The organism is Methanomicrobium antiquum (assembly GCF_029633915.1).
Taxonomy (GTDB): domain Archaea; phylum Halobacteriota; class Methanomicrobia; order Methanomicrobiales; family Methanomicrobiaceae; genus Methanomicrobium; species Methanomicrobium antiquum.
Map to the genome: position 1 here is coordinate 1,265,813 of NZ_CP091092.1, position 21,329 is coordinate 1,287,141.

A 21,329-nucleotide genomic window follows, 5' to 3' on the forward strand; every position below is an offset into this window, starting at 1 on the left:
TAAGGATATAAAAAATTGATTAAAGCCGCAAAAAGGCATATCTCATCAGTTTTCTTGTCTTGCAATTCATGAATTTTTTTCAGACAAGAGGAGATGGATCTTTTCCTGCTGAAAAGGGCAGTTTTCCACCTTTAATTAAAACCTGATTCTTTGTATTTTTAATTTTTTCAAGAATTACTTCTTTTCCCTTCTTTGTCATTGCGTAAACAGGCACTGAAACTCCTCCCTGCAGGAGTGCTCTTTTACCGGCGATTTCACGAAGATGCTTTGAAGCGCATGCAGATATTATATCACAGTTTTCAGCAAGAAGCTCTGATTCATGTATATCAGCGTTCGTTGTATGAACAGCGACAATAAATGCATTTTCATCTGTTTTTCTAAGCCGGAGGGCCTCTTCTCCTGAGGTTACAGTAACTGCAATATTTAAAAATCCAAGCTCAACTGCTTTTAAATATCCTTTGTATGAATCTATTGAAGCATCGTTTGGAAAAACAGTATATCCCAGATTATTATTTATTCTACATATGACCTCAGGGTAAGGGCACGTTTGTACAAGACCGGACATTTTTCCACCAATTCCCTGAACAAGACGTGGATTTTGTGCAATAACCGTTCCCGCACCATCACAGGCAATTACTGCACAATCAATAATTCCACCGGAGATTGCCGAAGATAAAAGCTCAGATGCGCCAAATAAAACAAAATCATCATCAGAGAGAACCTCACGCTCTTTTGTGCACATTCCAAATGATGAAATCCGCTCCTCTATGTTTTTTTTAATTTCTTCAGGCTCCATATTATTTACAGGATAATTAAATCGTCTTGCAAGAGGACAATTTGTAATAACCGGCTTTCCAACCGATATCACTTTTCCATTTCTTATTACAACCTGAGTCTTTCCGGCAGCCTCAATTATATGCTCATCAATTAATGACATTTGATAGTGAATAATTAGTCATTGAAACTGAAATAAATATTTAAAAGAATTAAGGTGCAGTATCTTGAATAGGAATTTTTACAAAAAAACTGACACTAATAAAATTTTAAGATTATGGGAGATTGATTTTATCCGGGGATTTGCCATTATCTCAATGATTCTATTTCACATACTCTTTGATCTTAATTATTTCAATATCGCTAACATAAACACAAATATCGGTTTAATAAGAATTTATGGATATTTCACTGCATCGTTATTTGTATTCATTGCAGGAGTCTCTGTTTTTCTAAGCAGTGAAAGAGCTAAATTCTCTCTTTCAAAAGAAAAATACTTACTCAAATATTTTAAAAGAGGTCTTTTTTTATTTAGCCTGGGACTTTTAATAACAACTGCAACATGGATTTTTATTGGATCAGGCACAATCATCTTTGGAATACTGCATCTGCTTGGAATTTCAATTATTCTATCTCCATTTTTTATCAGATTTAAAAAATATAATTTTTTCATAGGAATTTTTGTTATAACAATCGGATTTTTCTTCTCACAGTTATCAGGCCCTTTTTATCTGATACCTCTTGGAATAACTCCTGAATGGTTTTATTCCCTTGATTACGAGCCTTTATTCCCATGGTTTGGAGTTTTTCTTCTTGGTATAGCAACAGGAGCCAAATTTTACCCTGGAGGGAAGAGACAGTTTGAAAAAACAGGATTCATAAAAGAAAAATCCAGAAAAAAACAGGATGAATTTTCTTTTTTTTCAGAAGGGCTGGAATTTTGCGGAAAACATTCACTTCTGATATACCTTGTCCATCAGCCGGTCATAATTCTTATTCTGTCACTAATATCAGGAAAGATACTTTTGTGAGATAAAGGATAATTAAGTTTTTTAAAGCAGTTAGTCTTCTTTGAAGAGTGAAATATCAGAAAATCCGACTACATCAAATACTCCTCTTTCAGTGATTCTAATCTCAGGAATCACAGTTAATGCAAGAAATGAGAGGTACATAAAAGGATTTTTTACCGCACCTGTTAATTTAACAAGCGAATTTAATTTTTCAAGCTCTGAATTTACATCTTCAAAGGATTTATGAGACATAATTCCCCCGCATTCAAGAGGAAGAACGAAGGATTTTTTATCAACAATAACTGACATTCCGCCATTTGACTCTTTTAAAAGCTCAACTGCAGAGATTATTTCTTCATCACTGCATCCAACAGCAACAATATTATGGGAATCATGTGATACAGAGGATGCAATTGCACCACATTTCATTTTAAAGCCGTTTACAAGACCTATGCCTGCCTTTTTACCACGATAGCGATCACATACAACACATTTCAAAATATCTCCGTTTAAATCAGGCAGTTTTGAAGTATCTGTCAGTTTTGTTATGTGCCTTGTAATAATCTGTCCTTCAATTATTCCTGCAATATTTGCAATTTTTTTGCCTCGTTCTAATTTGATTATTTCGTCTATACGTGCAGTTTTAAACCCGGTTTTTAAGCAAGTTGGCTTTTTATATCCTAAATCTCTTATTTCAACTCCGGACTTATAAGTCTTTAAGACTTTAAATTCTTCTGAGTCATCAATGACACAGAAATCTGCAATTCTTCCCGGAGTTAATGAACCTCTGTCAAAAAGACCAAATCTCTCTGCCGGAGAAAGTGTTGCCATTCTGTATGCAAGTTCAGGCTGAAGACCGCATTTTATTGCCTTTCGGATACAGTCGTCAATATGCCCGTCATTGACAAGCATATCAGCATGCCTGTCATCGGTTGCAAACATGCATCTTGAAACAGTGCATGAATTTACTACAGGTATAAGTTCAGAGAGATTTTTCTCTGTTGAACCTTCACGTAGCATAATATACATTCCCTTTTCAAGCTTTTCCAAAGCCTCATCCTTATTTGTACACTCATGATCGCTTGAAATACCCTGCAGAATATAAGCGTTTAACTCCTTTCCCAAAAGAAGCGGACAATGCCCGTCAATATTTTTAAAAATCTCTAATTTTTTAAAGACTTCATCATCACCTGACAAAACTCCGGGATAATTCATCATCTCGCCAAGTCCGATTACAAAATTTTTATCAGAAAATTCTTTTATATCATCGGAATCTAAAACAGCGCCGCCCATATCCATATTTGTTGCAGGAACGCATGACGGAATCATATAAAAAATATCCAAAGCTGTTTTTTCAGCCTCTGAAATCATATATTCTATGCCCTTTTTTCCGGCAACATTTGCGATTTCATGGGGATCAGCGATTATTGCCGTTGTTCCTCTTAAAAGGACAAGACGTCCGTATTCTGCCGGTGTTAAAAGAGAGCTTTCAATATGAACGTGGGCGTCAATCAGTCCGGGAATGATTTTTGCACCATTCAGATCTGTTTCTTTTTCCCCCTCATAATCTCCCTCACCTATTATTATTCCATCTTTTACTGCAATATTCTGCTTCTTCCAGCCACAGGTAAAAGGATTAAAGGTGTTTGCATTCAAAAAGACAACATCTGCTTTTTCCTTTCCAAGAGCGACATTTAAAAGTTTTTTCTGAGTCATTTTTATCAAAATTTTATCAATTCTTTAACTTCTTGATCAATTTTAAAATTTTGGAATTTTTCAAATTGTTAATTAAATAGTAAGGTCGCGTATTTCTGCTGATTTTCGGGTTTTATCCTTTAAAACATACAAATACATCTTATAATTTCCCTTTTCAAGCACTACCGGAAATGAATATTCATTTAGTCCGGGCTTTAGGTTGAATGTGCCAACACACTGTTTATATTCCTTCTGTCTGAAGTCATCGAGGCTGAAAACCGTTATCTGAATTGTTGTGATTGTTTCTTCGTCAGCATTGTTGTTAACCTCAAATACCAGCTTTTTTTCACTGTCATTATATGTAAGATCACCAAACGAATAATTCATGCATCCTGACAGAGCGGCCATTACTGCAAGCAGAAACATTAAAGCAATAATCTCTTTTCGAATGGACATTAATTCAATGTGAAACCGCTAAGACTTAAATCATTCGCAATGATTCATTAAATTTGGTATGAAAATTACTTCATAACGTAAATGAAACTGTTTCATAAAATAAAATTTCATGGATTTTTTAGTGAAATTCTGATTTTTGGGATAATAAGATCTGGTTTTCATAACAAAATTTATTCATATCCACACCCTTTTTTTTAGATCCTTGCCCTTTTCTTTCTGTACTTACCCTTTTCTTTCTGTACTTACCCTTTTCTTTCTGTACTTACCCTTTTCTTTCTGTACTTACCCTTTTCTTTCTGTACTTACCCTTTTTCTCCTTATACTTACCCGAAATTCCGAAATATTCAGGATTTGCTATTCCAAAGTTTTAATTCTGTAAAATTTACATAAACGGGTGATAAAAACGATAAAAATAATTTCATTTGACATAAACTATGGATTTCGCCAGATTTTTTTTGTAATCATTTTTAAAAAAGTCCGGAATTTGTATTGATTAATCTTCGATTAATCTTCGTTATCTTTTTTAGCATAACAAACTATAGAGATAAATGAATAAAGGATGGTGATTTTATAACAGTAATTACTTTTGCACATCATAAAGGAGGTACCGGAAAAACAACCTCATGCCTCAGCATTGCAGGCTGTCTTTTAAAGAGCAATGAAAAATTACTGATAATTGACTGTGATCCACAGGCCAATGCTACAACAGGCCTTGGAGTTGACCCTGAAAAACAGTCAAAAAACATGTATGATGTTTTCATGAATGTTTTTGAAGGGTTTCCTGATATCTCATTAAAAGATGTAATTATAAAAACATCATCAGGAATTGATCTTGCACCATCCTCACTGGACCTTGTTGGAGTTGAACCTTACCTTTATAGTATAAATGAGAGGGCTTTCGTCTTAAAAGAGGCAATAAAGCCGCTTTTGAATGAATACAGATATATCTTGATAGACACTCCTCCTAGTATGGGTCAGTTTGTGATAAACGGACTTATAGCAGCAGACAGAATTGTTTTGACTCTTGATGAAAGTATCTTCGCTCAAAAGGGCCTTGAAAGCTTAAATTACATCTTTGAGGACATAAAAGAAAATACAGGAAAAAATAAATCACCAGACATGGCAATTTTCACTCGCGCAGGAACACTACATCAAAGAAAATCTCCAATGGAAGAGATAAAAAGTGCATTCAAACAATTGTTTTCATCCAAAAATCCGGATGATACTGAAAAAAAGCGTCAGGATGAACTTGAGGCAGAAGTAAAAAAGATGATTAAGGAAGTATATTCTGTCCCATATGACCCGGAGATATACAGAGCCCAAAAAGAAGGAATGCCTGTTACAAATATCTCGCCTGAGAGTCCGGCCTCACAAAAATACAGAGAAATTTCTGAAATAATTAAAAAGTGGTGATGAAAAATGGCAGATGAAAAAATAAAACAAAACAGACCCGGAAGAAAAGCTCTTTTCACCGGCGCGGCAATCCCAAAAGAAGTACAATCACTCTCTGCTGATGAAAAGGTCTCTGAATTCATTTCAAAAACCACAGAAATTTTAAGAGATTATACCTCAGGAAACCAGGGCGCAAGATTAGAGAATGACCAAAAAGACGAAAAACTGTCTGGTCTTGCAATAGAAATAAACAGACTGCTTGAAAATTACGAGTCAGACCTGGAAAAAATTAAATCTTCTGATATAATATCCGACAATCAAAACATAATAATTTCAGAAGATTCTCAAAATTTAAAAGATTCAGAGGAATTTTTAAAAGAATTAAAAGATGTTCAGATAATGGCAGAGGAATACAGGGAAGCTGTTTTTGAAAAGGAAAAATTAATCGAAGAATATCAAAAAATTATTGAAGATAACAAAAAAACAATTGAAATTTTAAAACCAGATCTTGAAATATATGAAACTGAAAATGAGAAATTAAAATCAATAATTCAGCAAAACGAAAACAAAATAATTGACTTAAATAAAGAAATAAGCGATTTGAAAGAAGAAATTGTCGTTTTTAAAGAGAGTGAAAACAACTCTGAAACATCAAAATATGAAGAAGAAATAAAATCCTTAAATGAAGAAATAATCACTCTTAAAGAATTAAACCAGAGACTTTCAAAAAATGTTGAGGAAAATGATGATGAATTTGAAAAGCTCCGGCAAAAGTACGAAGAGGAGATAAAAACTGCCACTGAGAAAGCATATCTTGATGCTGAAAACAAAACTTCTGAAAAAATAAAAATTTTTGAGGCAGAAACAGAAAATTTAAATCTTCTAATTCTTAAGAAGGAAGATATTGTCTCAGAGATGATATCAGAGCTTAATTCAAAAGAAAATATTTTGAACGAATATAAATCAAAACTCTCTGAACATGAAAATATTCTTCAAAAAGAAAAAACTGCCCTTTCTGAAAAAGACAAAGTCATTGCCGAACTAAAAGACGAAATTCAAAAAGTAATAACAGACACAAAAACTGACTCAGAAGAGGAAGAAAAACGACTAAAAATTATAGAAACATTAAAGAAACGCTCAGAGACAATTGTTCAGCAAAACCCAATGCCGATAATTCTTGTAAATTCTTCATATAACATAATTGTTGCAAACAAGGCTTATGAAGATATGGCCGGAATCTCTGTTAATGATGCAAAAAGAATGAATCTTCGCGACTTTGAGATTCTTGAAAAATCAGGGGACGGCATATCCAAAGTTCTTAAAACAGGTAAAAGAAGTCTTTCTGAATTAAAGATTAAACTACCGGCAGGAATACGCTTCCTGAAACAGTACGGTATTCCAATAAGAAAAAACGGCCAGGTTTCTGAAATTCTAATTGTTTATGTCGATATAACCCATGAGATGAATAAGGCCGAAGAGATAAAATCCCAGATGAAAGAGATTGATGTCTTGAAAAAACGCTCAGAGACAATTGTTCAGCAAAACCCGATGCCGATAATTCTCCTAAGTAAAAATCTTGATATTTTAGTCTCAAACAATTCATTTGAGAAGATAAGCGGAATTGAAAGACATGCGCTTTTAAAGATGAATTTAAAAGACTTCATATTTGAAGATAAAAAAGGCGATGATATCTCTACTGTTTTCTCATCCAAAAAGCGCTCATATGGAGAGGTTTCATTCAAAACTCCCCTTGAAACTCACGTCCTTGAACAATACGCAATTCCCATAATGGACGAGAAAGAGAATATCTCAACCGTTCTTGTCGTTTACAACGAAATAACCAGGCTTAGGAAGAATGAAAAAGACCTTCAGGAATTAATGGAGAAGGTACAAAAAGAAGCAGTCTGTCTTGAAGAAAGTGCTAAAGAGATAACATCCGGCATGCTTGAACTTGCAGACAAAAATCTCAATATCAGATCAAAAATTTCAGATAACGATCCTCTAAAGATTCTGAAGGAAAATTTCAACAATTCTGTTCTGTCAATAAAAGAGTTAATCCGCGATATTGCATCAAAAACAGATAATATTGAAGAAACAGCTGACGGACTTTTCAAAAATAACGAAAGTATCTCAGATGCCGCTCAAAAAATGGCACAAAATGCATATGAGTCTTTCGACTTTACAGAAGACCTCACAAAACATTTTGAAAAAATCAGCAATGGCATTTCTGATCTTTCAGCATCAATAGAAGAAATTTCAAGTACTACTCAGGATGTCATGCAAAAAACACTTTATGCGGAGAAAGAAGGTAGGGAAGCGGCCGCAATAGGAAAAGAAGCATTTGACAAGATGGAGGCTGTTGGAGAAATTTCCAAGAAGAGTGTTCAGGAAATTAATTCTCTCAATTATGAGATAGAAAAAATCAACGATATTGTAAAATTAATCAACGGAATCGCAGAACAAACAAATATGCTTGCATTGAATGCCGCAATTGAAGCGGCACGCGCAGGAGAAAACGGAAGAGGATTTGCTGTTGTCGCAGGAGAAGTAAAGAATCTTGCAGGGGAATCCAAAAAAGCAACACTGCAGATACAGGAATTAATCACAAGTATCCAGAAGAACAGTCAGAATACTACCGATTCAATGCACCATGTTGATGAAGAGATAAAAGTTGGAATCAAGAGTACAAATGCGGCGATTGAAGCATTAAACAAAATTGTTGAGGAGATAGTAGTTGCATCAGGCAGTATGACTGAAATCTCCAAGGCAACTGATATACAGGCACAGGAGACAAATGTCTTTATGCAGCTTGTTGATGCCGCAAATGAAATCAACAGGGAAAACAAAAAACGAACAGAAAATATTACAGCATTAGCAGAGGAGATTTCATCAACAACAGATGAAGTAGGAGAAATATCAAATTCAATGCATGAAATGTCTATAGAATTAAAAGATGCAATGAATAAATTCAGAATTGAATGAAAACCATTCATAAAATAAATATTCTAATATTCCATGCAAACGATAATAATAACAATAGTAATGGTGATGAAAATCACAAAATAATTCGCTATGAAAGTCAAAAATCCCTGATAGACTTATCATCACTTTTTTGTGTGATGAAAAAAGCTCATCATGTGCGTTTTACATGAAATTTAAATTCGTAACTTACTTAATTTGGTAACTTACATGAAAAGTTTTCATGAAAATATAATTTCATGAACGTTTTTAATGCAAATCACTTTTTTTAATTAATAAAATTACAATTCTGAATCAATAAATAAAATACAAAAATTATGATATTGACTTATATCATTGAATTATTCACTAATTATCAAGTTTTTTCTTACCCATAGAAGAAATGTATGGAACTTCGGTTCCTGCTTCAAGTTTGGATGCTTCTTCTTCTGTGATTGTAAGCTCAAACATATCAAAGTCCTTAATGTCCATAAACTGAACTGTTGCACCGGAAATTGAAATTACCTGGGCTGATTTGCGCTCTACAATAGGAACATATGTCTTTGCTGATACAGGCTGAACAATTGAACGTTTTACACCATCAAAAATGCCTACTGCATCAATCCTTGATTTTGCCGCACCGTGTTTTCCAGGCTTTGAAGTAGCAATGCCAAGAATTTTGCATGGCTCTTCCTCTATAACGACATATCTTCCCTCTTTTAATTTTCCAATTTCAGTCTGTTCTTTCATAATAATCAAACTCTATTATGTATATTACAATCAACTTAAATAAATTCAACGAAGAATCATGAAATATACAGGTACGAAATAATGAATTTTCAGGATTGCTGTGAAGAGATCGCAAACGAAGTGAAAAGTGCAATAATTCCATATGTAGGAAGGCCTGAAGCGGCAGAATTCATCAGACAGGGCGCTGATGGCACACCAACAAAAAAAATTGACCAGATCGCAGAAGATATAGTCATCAGGTATTTAAAGGAAAAAAAAATCTGCAGTATGGTGATTAGTGAAGAGGCAGGATGTGAAGAGATTGGCGGGAAATCAGGGACAATATACCTGGATCCGGTTGACGGCACACACAACGCAATAACAGGAAACCCATTTTATGCACTTTCAATTGCATTTGCCGAGGATGGAGTTATAAAAAAAGCCTACGTTAAAGACTTAGCCCACGGAGAATCTTTTTATGCGGAAAAAGATAAAGGAGCCTTCTGCAACGGAATAAAAGTAAAAGTTTCAGATACCGAATTCCTCGATAAAAGTACAATAAGTGTTTACGGGAAAAAATTTGATCCTGAAACTATCGTTAAAATTGGTGAGAAAATACGCAGATGGAGACTTTACGGGGCATCGGCACTTGAACTCTGTTATGTCGGATGCGCAAGATTAGACGGGTTTATTGATCTAAGAAATACCCTGCGTGTCACAGACGCCGCCGCAGGAATGCTTTTCTGCAAAGAGGCGGGAGGCACAGTAACTGATAAGTGCGGCAGACCCATACAGTTTTCAGACGATGTCAGCCGTGGAGAATGTCTTATCGCTACAAACGGTCTGATACACAAAAAAACCATTGAATATCTGAGGTGATTTTATTAGATTTGTGCTGGTCGCAAGGCCTGATGATGAAAAAGCTCTAAGCCTTGCAGACGAATTGTCCATATTTTTAGAAGAGCGCGGTCACAGCATAATCTGTGAGAATAAAACATCTATAGCACTGGGAAATGGTGATGGTATAGATATTTCATCCTTAAAAGGGGATGCCGCAGTAGTTATCGGAGGAGACGGAACAGTCCTTCATACTGTAAGACAGCTTGAAAACCAGATTCCAATAATAGGAATCAACAGAGGGCGCGTTGGATTCTTAACCGATATCGAACCTGAAGAAGCCAAAGAATATCTCCTTAAAATCGAGGCAGGAAATTATGCAATCGAAAAGAGAATGCGCCTTTCACTGAGTGTTGATGGTGAATACATTGGCCAAGCATTAAACGAGGCTGTAATTGTCTCATCGCGGCCTGCAAAAATCCTTCAGCTGACAATAAATATCGACCATGTTCCGGCTGAAAGATTCAGGGCAGACGGAGTCATTATAAGCACTGCGACTGGTTCAACCGGATATGCGATGAGTGCCGGCGGTCCGATTGTTGACCCGTGGATAGACGGCTTTTTAATAGTTCCTCTTGCACCTTATTATCTCTCATCACGACCGCATTTAATCAGCAGTAAAAGAAGATTAAGAGTTGAACTTGACAGCACAAAACCGGCGGATTTGGTTGTTGACGGCCAGCATATAATGGAAGTTTTCAACGGCAATGTCCTTTCGATTGAAAAATCACAAAAACCTGCACTCTTTATTAACGCCGGTAAAAATTTCTTTGCAAAAGTTGACAGCAAATTAAAAACCCTTTAATTTAGCTTTTAATCAGGTTATGAAAATTTATGGTGAAATAATTATCTCAGGTTAAAATTCTCTTTTTAAAAAAACGTTCATGAAAAAAAAATTTTTCATGTACTATTTCATGAAAATTATAATTTGATTTTCATGCTAAAATTCGTTTTTAAAAAAATGTTCATTAAACAAATTTTTCATGGACGTTTTTATGGTAAATTTCTTTCAAAAAAAAAGTTTATCAAATCATATTTCATGCAAAAATCAATAGATATTTTTTGCTAAAACTGAATTTTAAAAATCATTTCTTTTTGTATAAGACTTATCTTCTTTTGAGTTCAAAATGAAATGAAAGGTGTCTTACTATATGCAGGTATCAATGAAACTTGAGATAATGGACTCACCAGGTCAGCTCGTAAATGCGTTAAAACCGATATCGGATGCAGGCGGAAATATAAAATCTGTTATTCATGAAAGAGATCCCTTATCCGAGAGCAAGACTTTGGATGTTGAAATAACACTTGAACTGCCAAAAGACAGACTTGAGTCTTTAAAGGAGACGCTTAAAAAAAGCGGAGTTTCAATAGTAAGAATAGGCGAAGAGCGTTTTTTAATCAGAAAATCTGTCATTTTAATAGGTCACCTTATGCACACAGACTTAAGCGATACTGTAGACAGAATCGATGCAACAGGTTTTGCTGAGGTAGGAGAACTTCAGATGATAATGCCTGCGATAGATGAACCAACCTCTGCTAAAATGACACTTAAATCTGACAGTCTTGAGGATATAAACCGTGCAATGGAAATATTAAGAGTAATTGCCGTTCAAAAAGAGATTTTAATTGTTGAACCTCTGGAGGGCATCTGATGAAAGTTGTATTACTTGGATTTGGATCTGTTGGAAGAGGTCTTGCAAAAATCATTCATGAAAAAAATCCGGGAATAAAAATAACAGCAGTTGCCGACTCAAAAAGCGGACTTATTGACAACAACGGAATAGATATCCCCGCACTCTTTGAAAGAAAAGATAAAACCGGATGCTGTGGTGAGAATAAACTCACTCCTCTTGAAATTCTTGATTTGGCAGAATATGACGTACTGATTGAGGTTACACCAACAAATGCAGATACCGGCCAGCCTGCAATTGACTACATAAAATATGCCCTTTCAAGAGGCAAAAGTGTTGTAACCTCAAACAAAGGGCCGGTTGCGCTAGAATATCAAAATCTTATAAATATTGCCAAAAAAAACAATTGCTCTTTTAGATTTGAGGCAACAGTCTGCGGTGCAATCCCGATTATCCATGCTCTTGAACACGGACTTGCAGGAAATACAATTGAAAGAATATACGGTGTGTTCAACGGAACATGCAATTATATTTTAACCCGGATGTCTGATGAAAAACTCACATATCAGCAGGCGCTTTTGGAAGCCCGCGAACTTGGATATGCAGAGGCAGATCCGACATATGATATCAAAGGAATAGATGCGGCTATAAAACTTGTAATTTTGGCAAACGCAATTTTTGGATTCAACAAGACTTTGAATGATGTAGAGATTACCGGTATTGACAAGATTCCTTCAGATGCACTTCAGCTTGCCCTTCAGGATGACAAAACAATACGTCTTATCGGAGAGATTGATGCAAAAAAAGAAAGCCTCCGTGTATCTCCAAGAATTCTCCCGCAAAACCACACTTTAGTTGTCAGTGATACTCTAAATGCGGTGACGGCAGAAACAGATCTTGCAGGAGCAGTCACTTTTATTGGAAAAGGGGCAGGCTCAGTTGAGACTGCAAGTGCTGTTTTGGCAGATCTTCTCTTTATAAGTGAGTGCAATGGCAGGCGTAATTGAGAAAAGACGGGAATTATTGGAATTGATGAGAGAATGCACTCTCAAAAAAGGCTATTTTTCTGTGCATGATATCGAAGAGAAGACACAGATTCCAAGAAGTACTATTCAGGACTGGATTACCCGTCTTATTGATGAAAACTGCCTTGTTTTAAAAGAAGAAAAGAGAGGACGCTCTCCTGCAAAGTATGTTACAAAAAGCACAATGCTTCAGACTGCATGCAAACGAATTTTTACTACTGTTGATGACGACACTGTAGCAATTTTTCATGAGTGCCGAAGCTACGGTTGTGCAGCCTTTTGCAACCACCATCACCTCCTTGCCGGCGGCGGGATTTTCAAAGCCAGAAGAGAAGGAAATCTTTTAGTTGAATATGCATGCCTTAACAATTCAGATGAAGAAAAAGATATTAAAATCGGCCTTTATCCATCACCTGCTGTCGGAGTTATTGATGTCAGAAAAAAAGACAATTTTATTGTCCAGAAAATCAGGTGCATAGGCGGTCCTGCATACTCCCTTACCGACATGATGAAAATGGCTGAAGGTGTCTGCAATATTCACATTACAAACAAAGGAGAACTTGTAGAAGGTGAAGTTTATACAAAGGCAATGTCTCATGTAATAATAGGCATTGATGATACAGATACAAAAGACGGAGGCGCAACATTTGCACTGGCACTTGGTCTTTTACAGTATCTTGGAAAACTAAAAGGTGTTATTCCAATATCACACAGGGTTGTAATGTTAAACCCAAAGCTTTTGGAATGCACAGCTGGAAATTCATGCAGTTATATTGAACTTGCTGTTATTCCAAAAAATGTCGAGGAGATAAAAAAAATTGCCGCACGTTTTGTTGAGGATGAATCACTATCTAAAAAATGGGGAATTGCTGTTAAATGCGGATTTAAAATATCAGATAATCTAAGGGATTACGGAATTTGTATAAGAAAGTCTGTAGTTGATGAGAATTATGCAAGAAAAATTGCAGATAGTGAAAATATCTATGTTAAAGGAAGCAGAGGAATAATTGGTGCACTAGCCGCCGTCTCACTAAGAGGTCTTGAAAACGATATTCTTCTAAATCCGGAATGTAATGATATTAAGAAAATTTCCAGATAATACTGTCAATTAAAAATCAGACTTTAAGAACCAGAGAAATAACTCTTAAAAGTCATTAATGAATAAATGCTTATGTTCAAAAACATGTTCAGTTAAGAATGTACATGAAATTCTATTTCATGTAAGTTTCATGTGAATTACGAAGTAATTTTGATGTAATATTTTTGCTATAAATTGTTGCATTCGTAAATATTTTAGTAATAAAATTGTTCAGACATAAATGTTTCAAACCAATAATAATCAGAGAAAATTAGTTTAGAGAGGAATATGAATTTTTTTAGTGACGAAACAAAAAAACCTGCGCCTGTATTCGATGTCTTCAATGTATATTTTGATATGATATATGAGCCGACAATGCACATTCTTCTGGAATTTGACGGCAGACTTAATGAAAAATTATTTCATGAAGCTCTTATCCGCTATATTGAGTCCGACCCTTACCTTTCATCACAGTTTATAGAAATTAATAAAGAATTTTTCTGGAAGAAAATTTCAGAATCTAAAATCAAAGATTGCTTCTTTTTAAAAGAGAATTCCGGAGATGCCAAAGATATTTTTGAGTCTGCCCTTCCGCCTCTGGATGTATATTCAGGACCGCAGATTAGAGGTATTATATACAGGAATAATTCACAGGATTTCATTTTATTATCATGTCATCATGGCTTTTGCGATGCAGGCGGCCTTAAATTAATGGCAAAAGAGCTGTTTTCAGTATATAAAAAACTAATAGTAAATCCACAATACAGGCCAGAATATAAGGGATGGTATTACAGAGGAACAGAAAAAATAGTAAAAGACTTCTCTGAAAATTATCTTAAAATTGTCCGTGAAAACGAAAAGCCATTCTCTGATAAATGGGCATTTCCGTATGAAAAGAAAGGACGTGGTACTCCAAAAACAGCTTTAAGAACACTTAATCCAAAAAGACTTGAAAAAATAAAAGAATTTGGAAAAAACAATAATGCAACAGTAAATGACATAATAATTGGTGCATTTTTTCTTGCACTTCTAAAGATTAATTCGTGTAATTCAGAAAAGGGATATGAAAAATCCATACTGACATCTGCCGACATTAGAAAATATTATGGAAAAGATAAAGAAAATTATCCTGTAAATCTCTCTGTTGCCTTTGAATTGTCTCTTTATGCAAAACAATCATCTGAGCTTAAAGATATAATTAACCAGATAACAAAAATTACAAAAAATTTAAAATCAGGAGATTTGGGTCTTGGATGTATCATATTTTATGAGGATATATTTTTGAAGGGAAGTTCATTTATAAAAAATTTCTTTGAAAATATGATATTATCTTATGATAAGACAAATTTTAAAAATCCGGTCTTTTCAAATATTGGTATAATAAATAATGAGGATTTTTCAGATATTCCAAAAACATCCGATGCCGGTTTTAATGAATCTCATATTGAAGATAAATCTAAAACAAATGATTTGTGTAACATTTCATGCAGAAAAGACTCTGATATTTATAAAAAATCCTTTCTTAATGTTAAAAATGCCTGGTTTCTTCCTGTCATATGCTGGCCACCCGGGTTTTTAATGACAGTTTCCACATTTAAAAATTCTTTGTCTCTTATCTGCGGCTATGAACAGGGCCCGTACTCTAAAGAAAAAATTGAGGATTTTTTAGAGTATGTAGATGATATTCTTCCAAAATGAAAAAAAAAATAATAGATTTAATAATCAGAAAATAAAATTCATATTTATGTGCGATGATGCAGGAGTGAAGGAATTCATCTCTCTTCTTTACAATAGTGATAAAACAATCAGACAAAATGCTACAAAATCTCTTGTTGAATGCAGACAAAAATCAGTTTTGCCGCTTTTAAACATACTTGACGATCCGGACTGGGTTGTCAGGTACAGAGCGGCAGAAGCACTGGGTCTTATAAAGGATGCACGGGCAGTAAATCCTCTTACACGAAAATTGAAGGACTCAAAAGATCACGTCCGTTATATGGCGGCTAAAGGGCTTGGATTTTTTCAGGATAAGGAACTTTCTTTCTCATTAATTCCCCTTCTTCGTGATGAAAACGAATATGTAAGACGGATTACCGCTGTTTCACTTGGAAATATGGGTGGAAATATTGCATACAAATATCTAATAAAATCGGTTGAAACAGAACAAAACACAAAAACAAAAGAAGCAATGGCTGAAGCAATACAAAAATTAAAGTTGAAATCAACTCAGATCTAAAAAAAATCAGATTTATAATTTAAGTTACTTCGTAACTTACATGAGAGTGTTGTATGAGAAAAAAATATCATGAACGTTTTAATAGAAAAATTAAGAAATATGAATTGAAAATTTCAATCAATCTATATCTCAAAAATTTCTTTTATCTCATTAAGACCTTTGTATGATGTTGAGTCAAGAGTTATAGGGGTTATTGATATGTTTCCTTTAGAGATTGAGTTTACATCTGTTCCTTTTGGTGCATTTTCATAAAGCGGGCCGTTAATCCAGAAATATGGCCTTCCACGCGGGTCAAGCCTTTTTTCAACGCCGGTTTCAAACAACTTTTCTGCCAGATGCGTTACTTCATACTTTCCCAAAAATGTCTTTGGAATATTTACATTTATCACATCACTGGATTCAGGAAACCCGTTTTTTAGAAGTTTTCTGCAGATATCAATTATTGCTTTTTTTGACTCTTCAAAATCAAGAGTTATATATTTCGGATCATCAAATTTGTCTCCCTGGTCTTCGACCTGAAGAGAAAATGCAACCGCCGGAACGCCATGATTTGCGGCCTCAAGCGCGGCGCCGATTGTTCCTGAAGTCATCACTGATTCAAAGGACAAATTTTCTCCTATGTTTACTCCGGATACTACAAGATCAGGATTTATCTTTAGTGCAAAAAGTCCGATGATGACAGAATCTGTAGGTTTTCCTCCAACAGAATATGCTTCTTTCCCGTTAATCTGCACTTTATTCGCTCTTATCGGTTCAAAAATTGAAATAGATCTGCCAACAGCACTCTGCTGTGTAGATGGTGCGACAACAGTTACATCCGCAAATGTTGTTAAGGCCTCATAAGCCGCCCACAGGCCTTCTGATGTAACACCGTCATCGTTTGTAAGAAGAATTTTTGGTCTCATAAATTTGTCCTTTTATTATATCCAACTCTCTTCTAAGAATATTTTTTTAATATCTTTTCAGGATTTTAATATCTTAAGATTTCGGATATTAAAGAATAAAGCATTAATGCTGGTTAAAGGTTTTTAAAAAAAAGTCCATGAAATTTATTTCATGTAAAAATTTCATGTAAAAAACGCAGGATTAGCGTTTTTCATCAGACAAAATGATGAAAGTCTTTTTGGAATTTTGACTTTTATAGCAACATTAATGAAAAAAAAGATATTTTAAAACCTAACTTTTCAGACATTTTTAGACAAGTATAATATCCTTTGCTTATATACAAAAAGGTTAGTTGTGTGATTTCCATGTCTGAGAAATATAATATAAAAACATGGTTTGCGGTTTTGGTTTTTGCTTTAATCTTAACAGTGCCGGCAGTATCAGCCGGAGATTATTATTATTCGCTTGATAAACCTGTTTTTTCACCTGAAGGTCTTATCTTAAACGGATTTACAGTATCAGCAGAATCTCCTGATATTTTTGTAGGGGATGAAATAACTGCAAAATATCTGCTTTATTATGAATCGACTATATACAACCAGCTTGTAATCGATCAACCTGGCGGTCTTTATTTTGATTTAACTGACCCTGATGGAAATACAAACAGATTAGGCCAGAATTATGTTGGAAAAACAATAGAACCTGGTGATTATTACAGTATAACAGAAAAATTTGTGCCTGACCGTCCCGGCATATGGAAAATTTCACCTGCATACAGAGTTATCCCCGGAAGCGGAAGCAATAAAAAATCCAGTCCTGATAACTGGAATACAGTAGAAATTGTTGTGAAAGGCATTGAAGCACCAAAGCCTGATCTTGTAATAGAATCAATGAAAGCTGATTTTAATCTGGAAAATGGTGTTATCTCCAAAATATCATATACAATAAAAAATATTGGAGAAGCTGACTCTGAATCAAGCAAATCAGTCTTTTTCACAGACGGCGCTAAAAACGGTACAGAAAGCAGTGTGGGATTCCTCCCTGCCGGTGAGAGTATAACTATTTTTGAGCCTGTCAATCTAAAATACACAGGGAGCACTACTCTAATTGAAGGATATGCTGACTATTACAAACAGATTGATGAGTCAGATGAAAATAATAATTTATTTGATATAATCCTTGAAAACCCGTCTTCTGACAAAACACAGGAAATTACAGTCACAAAAGACACAACTGAAACAACAACACAAGCTTCTATTAATTCTGAAAAAACAATCTCTGAAAATCAAAATTACAATTCATATTGTCCGGCACCGGATTGTTGTAATGTCTGTTTCATCTGTGGTGTAATTGGTCTTTTATCAATTCTTTTATGTGTTTTATCATTCACTCTCGGATATTATTACGGCCTTAACAAAAACTGTGAACGCGAAGTCCGCTGGTTTAGATCAAAAATAGATGTCTTAAAATCAAATTCAATATCAAACAAACAATCTGTACCGGAAGATGACGATATTGCCGAAAAAATGGAAGAAAAACTGGAACGGGCGATAAAAGATCTTAAAGACGGCAAAAAAGAAGATGAAAGCGTTGATAAATTAAAAGAAGATATAAGTGTCGAAAAGTCAGATGAATCAGAAAGCAACAAAGACGATAATAAAAATTCTGATAAAAATGAAAAACCAGATGCTTCATCTGATAAAAAAAGCGATACCGGGAAAAATAAAAAGAAATGAAAAAAGTGCAGATAATACCTTTTAAATTTAATTTTTATTTATTTTTATTTGATTGTTTTTCAATTTGAGTTCACTTCTCTTTTTTATTTAAGTTACTTCTTTATTTGAGTTCACTTCTCTTTTTTATTTAAGTAACTTCTTTATTTGAGTTCACTTCTCTTTTTTATTTAAGTAAATTCTTTATTTGAGTTCACTTCTCTTTTTTATTTAAGTAACTTCTTTATTGATTTTTAAAAATATGATGGTCTCAATCGTTATCCTCATGTGCATTAAAGTCTAAAAATTATACAGATGAAGGCACTAATTGCCGAATATACAGTATTCAATGAATCAGACCTTGCACCTGAAGGCGCCTGCATGCTAAAAACTCTAAGTGAGAGTTTTTTGCGTTTGGGCTACGAAGTAGTCTCTCCAAAAAAAAGCGATGATTTTGGAGAGGAATTAAAGCGGCTTTCACCGGATTGTGATGTAGGTCTTGTAATAGCACCCGATGATATTCTCTCACGTTTCACCAAAATAATAGAGGACAACACAAGAAATATTGGATGCGGAAGCCTGAATATTGCATTATGTTCTAATAAACGCCGGACAGGTGCGATTTTATCTTCAAACGGAATTGATGTTCCAAAAGAGATAAATGAAGGCATAAGGCTGATAAAAAAAATAGAAGGTGTTGACTCACAAAACATGCGTCTTTCTGACGAACCCTTAGGAGAGGGAGAATTTGGACAGGAGTTTATCGAAGGCGAAAATATAAGTGTCAGTCTGGTAGGAGGAAGAGTTACAGGCGATACCTGCCTTTCATTCAGCGGCAAAAGACCTCTTGTATTATCTGTAAACCGCCAGTACATAAAACGGGTCGGGAACAAATTCAGCTATCATGGCGGAGAAACACCCGTTCTTCATCCAAGATCTGATGAAATAATAAAAACGGCAATTAAGTGTCTTGATATTTTGGGATGCCAGGGATACACAGGTGTTGATATGGTTGTATCAGATGACAGAATCTGTGTCGTTGATGTAAACCCTCGTCCTACTACGAGCCTTGTTGGAATTTGCAGTATTATGAAAGAAGAGATTGCCGAAATTTTAGTTGAAGCATCAAAAGGGAATGTTTTCGATAAGGTTCACTTAGATGGCAAAGTATCATTCAACACAAAAGGGGAGGTCACAAAAATTGAATGATATTATTGGAATAGATGTGGGCGGCGCTAACCTGAAAATATTCAATGGAAAATCTGTTGCAATTCACTACTGTCCAATGTGGCAGAAAGCTCCGTTAAAAGAGCTCTTAATGGAGTATTCCGGAAAAAAAGCCGCTGTTGTTATGAGCGGGGAGCTTGCAGACGGCTTTTTAAGAAAAACAGAGGGTATTGAATTTATCTTTAACTCAGTAAAAGCCGCAATTCCTGACTCTTTGTTTTATGGAACAGACGGAAATTTTCATGACAAACCCGTATCATCACTTGCCGCGGCAAACTGGTTTGCATCCGCTGATTATCTAAGGGGAATCTATGAAGATAGTCTGCTTATTGACTTTGGAAGTACAACAACCGATATTATACCTCTGAACTCTTTTGATTCACTTAAAGGAATGACTGATCTCGACCGACTGAGAAACGGCTATCTCGTCTATACAGGCACGCTTAGGAGCACAATCCCGTCTCTTTTAAGAACAGTCAATGTTTGCGGACATGAAACACTTGTGAGCAGTGAATACTTTTCCCAAAGCGCCGATGCACATCTTGTTCTTGGAAATATTACCTGTGAGGACTATACAACACCTACTCCGGACGGTGCAGAGGTATCAGTTGATGCATCATTGCAGAGGCTTTCAAGGGTTGTATGCTCGGATTTGGATGAGATTGGAAAGGCCGGTGCTTTAGAGATTGCAGATGCATTTTACAATGAACAGATGAATCTGATAAAAAAATATGCAGATAAGGCAATTGAGAAGACAAATTCTAAAGGTATTATTGTAGCAGGAATAGGATCACATATAATATCAGATTTTTTTGGATGCATTGATCTTGGAGTGGAAAAAAATATGTTTTCTGATGCTTTGCCTGCCCGTGCTGTATATGAGGTGTCAAAACGAACAGGTATCTTCTGAGCATAATTATTCTTTTAGGCTCTATTGTGGCATCTTTAATATTCATACTATTAGGTCTGCCATTCTTGTTCATCTTTTTCTTACTACCTTTAATTCCATTTTTAAAAAGCAATAAAAAACAAAAATACTGCCCCCTCTGCGGTTTTTGTACTTCAGGCGATGAAATATACTGTCCTTATGACAAAACACCCCTTATTTTTTCTGATTCAGAATAATCAAAATTATATTCCTGAAACAAGGGTTCAATATACTTTTTTATAAACGTTCAAAAAATATTCCGGAAAGTTTTTTTTTTCACAGCCACTCGCTCTGAAATTTATTTTAAAAATCAATAATCTGACTTAAATCTGCCAAAATTGATAAATAATTGTTTAATCTAGTATTGTTCATTATGGGAATCATTGATTTTCTGAAAGGAATAAAAATCACCATCGGAAGCGGCGGCAGTTCAGGTAACAAAAATGACGATTATTATCATAATAAAGATCCTGAAATTGTGAGAGATTCTAAAGGATCAGATGATGATTACAAAGAATCTGCTGAGTCACCAGACGAATATGACTACTCGGATGATGATGATTCGGGCTCAGATGATGATTGATTAAAATCTTAAATTTTTATTTTAATCGGCTGTTTTTGATTTAGTCAGCTATTTTTTTATTTAATCAGCTTTCTTTTAATTTAAACAATAATTGAATGTGTAATTGTATCTAA

The 21,329-nt window shown here is 34.8% G+C and carries 19 protein-coding genes; 14 read left to right on the forward strand and 5 right to left on the reverse strand.

Annotated features, from left to right (window positions below):
* Window positions 1–79 precede the first annotated feature (79 nt).
* Window positions 80–937, reverse strand: coding sequence for a methanogenesis marker 8 protein (locus L1994_RS06305; protein ID WP_278098614.1), 858 nt, complete (start codon window positions 935–937; stop codon window positions 80–82).
* A gap of 64 nt (window positions 938–1,001) precedes the next feature.
* On the opposite strand from L1994_RS06305, the gene L1994_RS06310 reads away from it, so the two are divergent.
* Window positions 1,002–1,805: an acetyltransferase domain-containing protein gene (locus tag L1994_RS06310; RefSeq protein ID WP_278098615.1), complete on the forward strand. Its 804-nt coding sequence runs from the start codon at window positions 1,002–1,004 to the stop codon at window positions 1,803–1,805.
* Between the two features lie 30 nt (window positions 1,806–1,835).
* On the opposite strand, the gene ade is transcribed toward L1994_RS06310, so the two are convergent.
* Window positions 1,836–3,500 carry an adenine deaminase gene (gene ade / locus L1994_RS06315; protein WP_278098616.1) on the reverse strand — a complete coding sequence of 555 codons (1,665 nt, stop codon included), beginning with the start codon at window positions 3,498–3,500 and terminating at the stop codon, window positions 1,836–1,838.
* Window positions 3,501–3,572: 72 nt separating this feature from the next.
* Window positions 3,573–3,935: a hypothetical protein gene (locus L1994_RS06320; protein ID WP_278098617.1), complete on the reverse strand. Its 363-nt coding sequence runs from the start codon at window positions 3,933–3,935 to the stop codon at window positions 3,573–3,575.
* Between the two features lie 579 nt (window positions 3,936–4,514).
* Between L1994_RS06320 and L1994_RS06325 the strand changes: the two genes are divergently transcribed.
* Entirely contained in the window at window positions 4,515–5,348 is an 834-nt protein-coding gene (locus L1994_RS06325) for a ParA family protein (RefSeq protein ID WP_341275815.1), read from the forward strand.
* A gap of 6 nt (window positions 5,349–5,354) precedes the next feature.
* On the forward strand, window positions 5,355–8,309 hold the full coding sequence (locus tag L1994_RS06330) for a methyl-accepting chemotaxis protein (protein ID WP_278098618.1): 2,955 nt from the start codon (window positions 5,355–5,357) through the stop codon (window positions 8,307–8,309).
* A 345-nt stretch (window positions 8,310–8,654) separates the two neighbouring features.
* Here the strand turns inward: L1994_RS06330 and L1994_RS06335 are convergent, their stop codons facing one another.
* Window positions 8,655–9,035, reverse strand: coding sequence for a translation initiation factor IF-5A (locus tag L1994_RS06335; protein WP_278098619.1), 381 nt, complete (start codon window positions 9,033–9,035; stop codon window positions 8,655–8,657).
* An 81-nt stretch (window positions 9,036–9,116) separates the two neighbouring features.
* On the opposite strand from L1994_RS06335, the gene L1994_RS06340 reads away from it, so the two are divergent.
* The 7 genes from L1994_RS06340 (at window position 9,117) to L1994_RS06370 (ending at window position 15,881) form a co-directional block, all read left to right on the forward strand.
* Window positions 9,117–9,893 (forward strand): bifunctional fructose-bisphosphatase/inositol-phosphate phosphatase, encoded by a 777-nt coding sequence (locus L1994_RS06340; protein ID WP_278098620.1) that lies wholly within the window; start codon window positions 9,117–9,119, stop codon window positions 9,891–9,893.
* A 13-nt stretch (window positions 9,894–9,906) separates the two neighbouring features.
* Window positions 9,907–10,716 carry an NAD(+)/NADH kinase gene (locus tag L1994_RS06345; protein WP_341275780.1) on the forward strand — a complete coding sequence of 270 codons (810 nt, stop codon included), beginning with the start codon at window positions 9,907–9,909 and terminating at the stop codon, window positions 10,714–10,716.
* Between the two features lie 358 nt (window positions 10,717–11,074).
* Window positions 11,075–11,563 (forward strand): amino acid-binding protein, encoded by a 489-nt coding sequence (locus L1994_RS06350; RefSeq protein WP_278100817.1) that lies wholly within the window; start codon window positions 11,075–11,077, stop codon window positions 11,561–11,563.
* Entirely contained in the window at window positions 11,563–12,549 is a 987-nt protein-coding gene (locus tag L1994_RS06355; RefSeq protein WP_278098621.1) for a homoserine dehydrogenase, read from the forward strand. The genes L1994_RS06350 and L1994_RS06355 overlap by 1 nt, the downstream gene beginning before the upstream one ends.
* The gene (locus L1994_RS06360) at window positions 12,533–13,666 is read left to right on the forward strand and encodes a sugar-specific transcriptional regulator TrmB (RefSeq protein WP_278098622.1); all 1,134 of its coding nucleotides are present in this window, start codon (window positions 12,533–12,535) and stop codon (window positions 13,664–13,666) included. Before L1994_RS06355 ends, L1994_RS06360 begins: the two co-directional genes overlap by 17 nt.
* Before the next feature lie 267 nt (window positions 13,667–13,933).
* Window positions 13,934–15,343, forward strand: a complete 1,410-nt coding sequence (locus L1994_RS06365; RefSeq protein WP_278098623.1) for a condensation domain-containing protein — start codon at window positions 13,934–13,936, stop codon at window positions 15,341–15,343.
* 46 nt (window positions 15,344–15,389) lie between these two features.
* Window positions 15,390–15,881 (forward strand): HEAT repeat domain-containing protein, encoded by a 492-nt coding sequence (locus L1994_RS06370; RefSeq protein WP_278098624.1) that lies wholly within the window; start codon window positions 15,390–15,392, stop codon window positions 15,879–15,881.
* Window positions 15,882–16,003: 122 nt separating this feature from the next.
* Here the strand turns inward: L1994_RS06370 and surE are convergent, their stop codons facing one another.
* Window positions 16,004–16,786: a 5'/3'-nucleotidase SurE gene (surE, locus tag L1994_RS06375; protein WP_278098625.1), complete on the reverse strand. Its 783-nt coding sequence runs from the start codon at window positions 16,784–16,786 to the stop codon at window positions 16,004–16,006.
* Window positions 16,787–17,131: 345 nt separating this feature from the next.
* Between surE and L1994_RS06380 the strand changes: the two genes are divergently transcribed.
* The 4 genes from L1994_RS06380 to L1994_RS06395 all read left to right on the forward strand — a co-directional run bounded on the left by L1994_RS06380 (window position 17,132) and on the right by L1994_RS06395 (window position 21,216).
* Complete coding sequence (locus tag L1994_RS06380; RefSeq protein WP_278098626.1) at window positions 17,132–18,502, forward strand: CARDB domain-containing protein; 1,371 nt, start codon at window positions 17,132–17,134, stop codon at window positions 18,500–18,502.
* 291 nt (window positions 18,503–18,793) lie between these two features.
* Window positions 18,794–19,687: an ATP-grasp domain-containing protein gene (locus L1994_RS06385; RefSeq protein WP_278098627.1), complete on the forward strand. Its 894-nt coding sequence runs from the start codon at window positions 18,794–18,796 to the stop codon at window positions 19,685–19,687.
* Entirely contained in the window at window positions 19,680–20,615 is a 936-nt protein-coding gene (locus tag L1994_RS06390) for a hydantoinase/oxoprolinase family protein (protein WP_341275781.1), read from the forward strand. The genes L1994_RS06385 and L1994_RS06390 overlap by 8 nt, the downstream gene beginning before the upstream one ends.
* A gap of 391 nt (window positions 20,616–21,006) precedes the next feature.
* Complete coding sequence (locus L1994_RS06395) at window positions 21,007–21,216, forward strand: hypothetical protein (RefSeq protein ID WP_278098628.1); 210 nt, start codon at window positions 21,007–21,009, stop codon at window positions 21,214–21,216.
* Window positions 21,217–21,329 lie beyond the last annotated feature (113 nt).

Coding starts and splice junctions, on each gene's coding strand:
- L1994_RS06355 (WP_278098621.1), top strand. CDS start 11,563: ATGAAAGTTGTATTACTTGGATTTGGATCTGTTGGAAGAGGTCTTGCA.
- L1994_RS06330 (WP_278098618.1), top strand. CDS start 5,355: ATGGCAGATGAAAAAATAAAACAAAACAGACCCGGAAGAAAAGCTCTT.
- surE (WP_278098625.1), bottom strand. CDS start 16,786: ATGAGACCAAAAATTCTTCTTACAAACGATGACGGTGTTACATCAGAA.
- L1994_RS06365 (WP_278098623.1), top strand. CDS start 13,934: ATGAATTTTTTTAGTGACGAAACAAAAAAACCTGCGCCTGTATTCGAT.
- L1994_RS06335 (WP_278098619.1), bottom strand. CDS start 9,035: ATGAAAGAACAGACTGAAATTGGAAAATTAAAAGAGGGAAGATATGTC.
- L1994_RS06340 (WP_278098620.1), top strand. CDS start 9,117: ATGAATTTTCAGGATTGCTGTGAAGAGATCGCAAACGAAGTGAAAAGT.
- L1994_RS06380 (WP_278098626.1), top strand. CDS start 17,132: ATGTCTGAGAAATATAATATAAAAACATGGTTTGCGGTTTTGGTTTTT.
- L1994_RS06360 (WP_278098622.1), top strand. CDS start 12,533: ATGGCAGGCGTAATTGAGAAAAGACGGGAATTATTGGAATTGATGAGA.
- L1994_RS06350 (WP_278100817.1), top strand. CDS start 11,075: ATGAAACTTGAGATAATGGACTCACCAGGTCAGCTCGTAAATGCGTTA.
- L1994_RS06395 (WP_278098628.1), top strand. CDS start 21,007: ATGGGAATCATTGATTTTCTGAAAGGAATAAAAATCACCATCGGAAGC.
- L1994_RS06320 (WP_278098617.1), bottom strand. CDS start 3,935: ATGTCCATTCGAAAAGAGATTATTGCTTTAATGTTTCTGCTTGCAGTA.
- L1994_RS06305 (WP_278098614.1), bottom strand. CDS start 937: ATGTCATTAATTGATGAGCATATAATTGAGGCTGCCGGAAAGACTCAG.
- ade (WP_278098616.1), bottom strand. CDS start 3,500: ATGACTCAGAAAAAACTTTTAAATGTCGCTCTTGGAAAGGAAAAAGCA.
- L1994_RS06385 (WP_278098627.1), top strand. CDS start 18,794: ATGAAGGCACTAATTGCCGAATATACAGTATTCAATGAATCAGACCTT.
- L1994_RS06370 (WP_278098624.1), top strand. CDS start 15,390: ATGTGCGATGATGCAGGAGTGAAGGAATTCATCTCTCTTCTTTACAAT.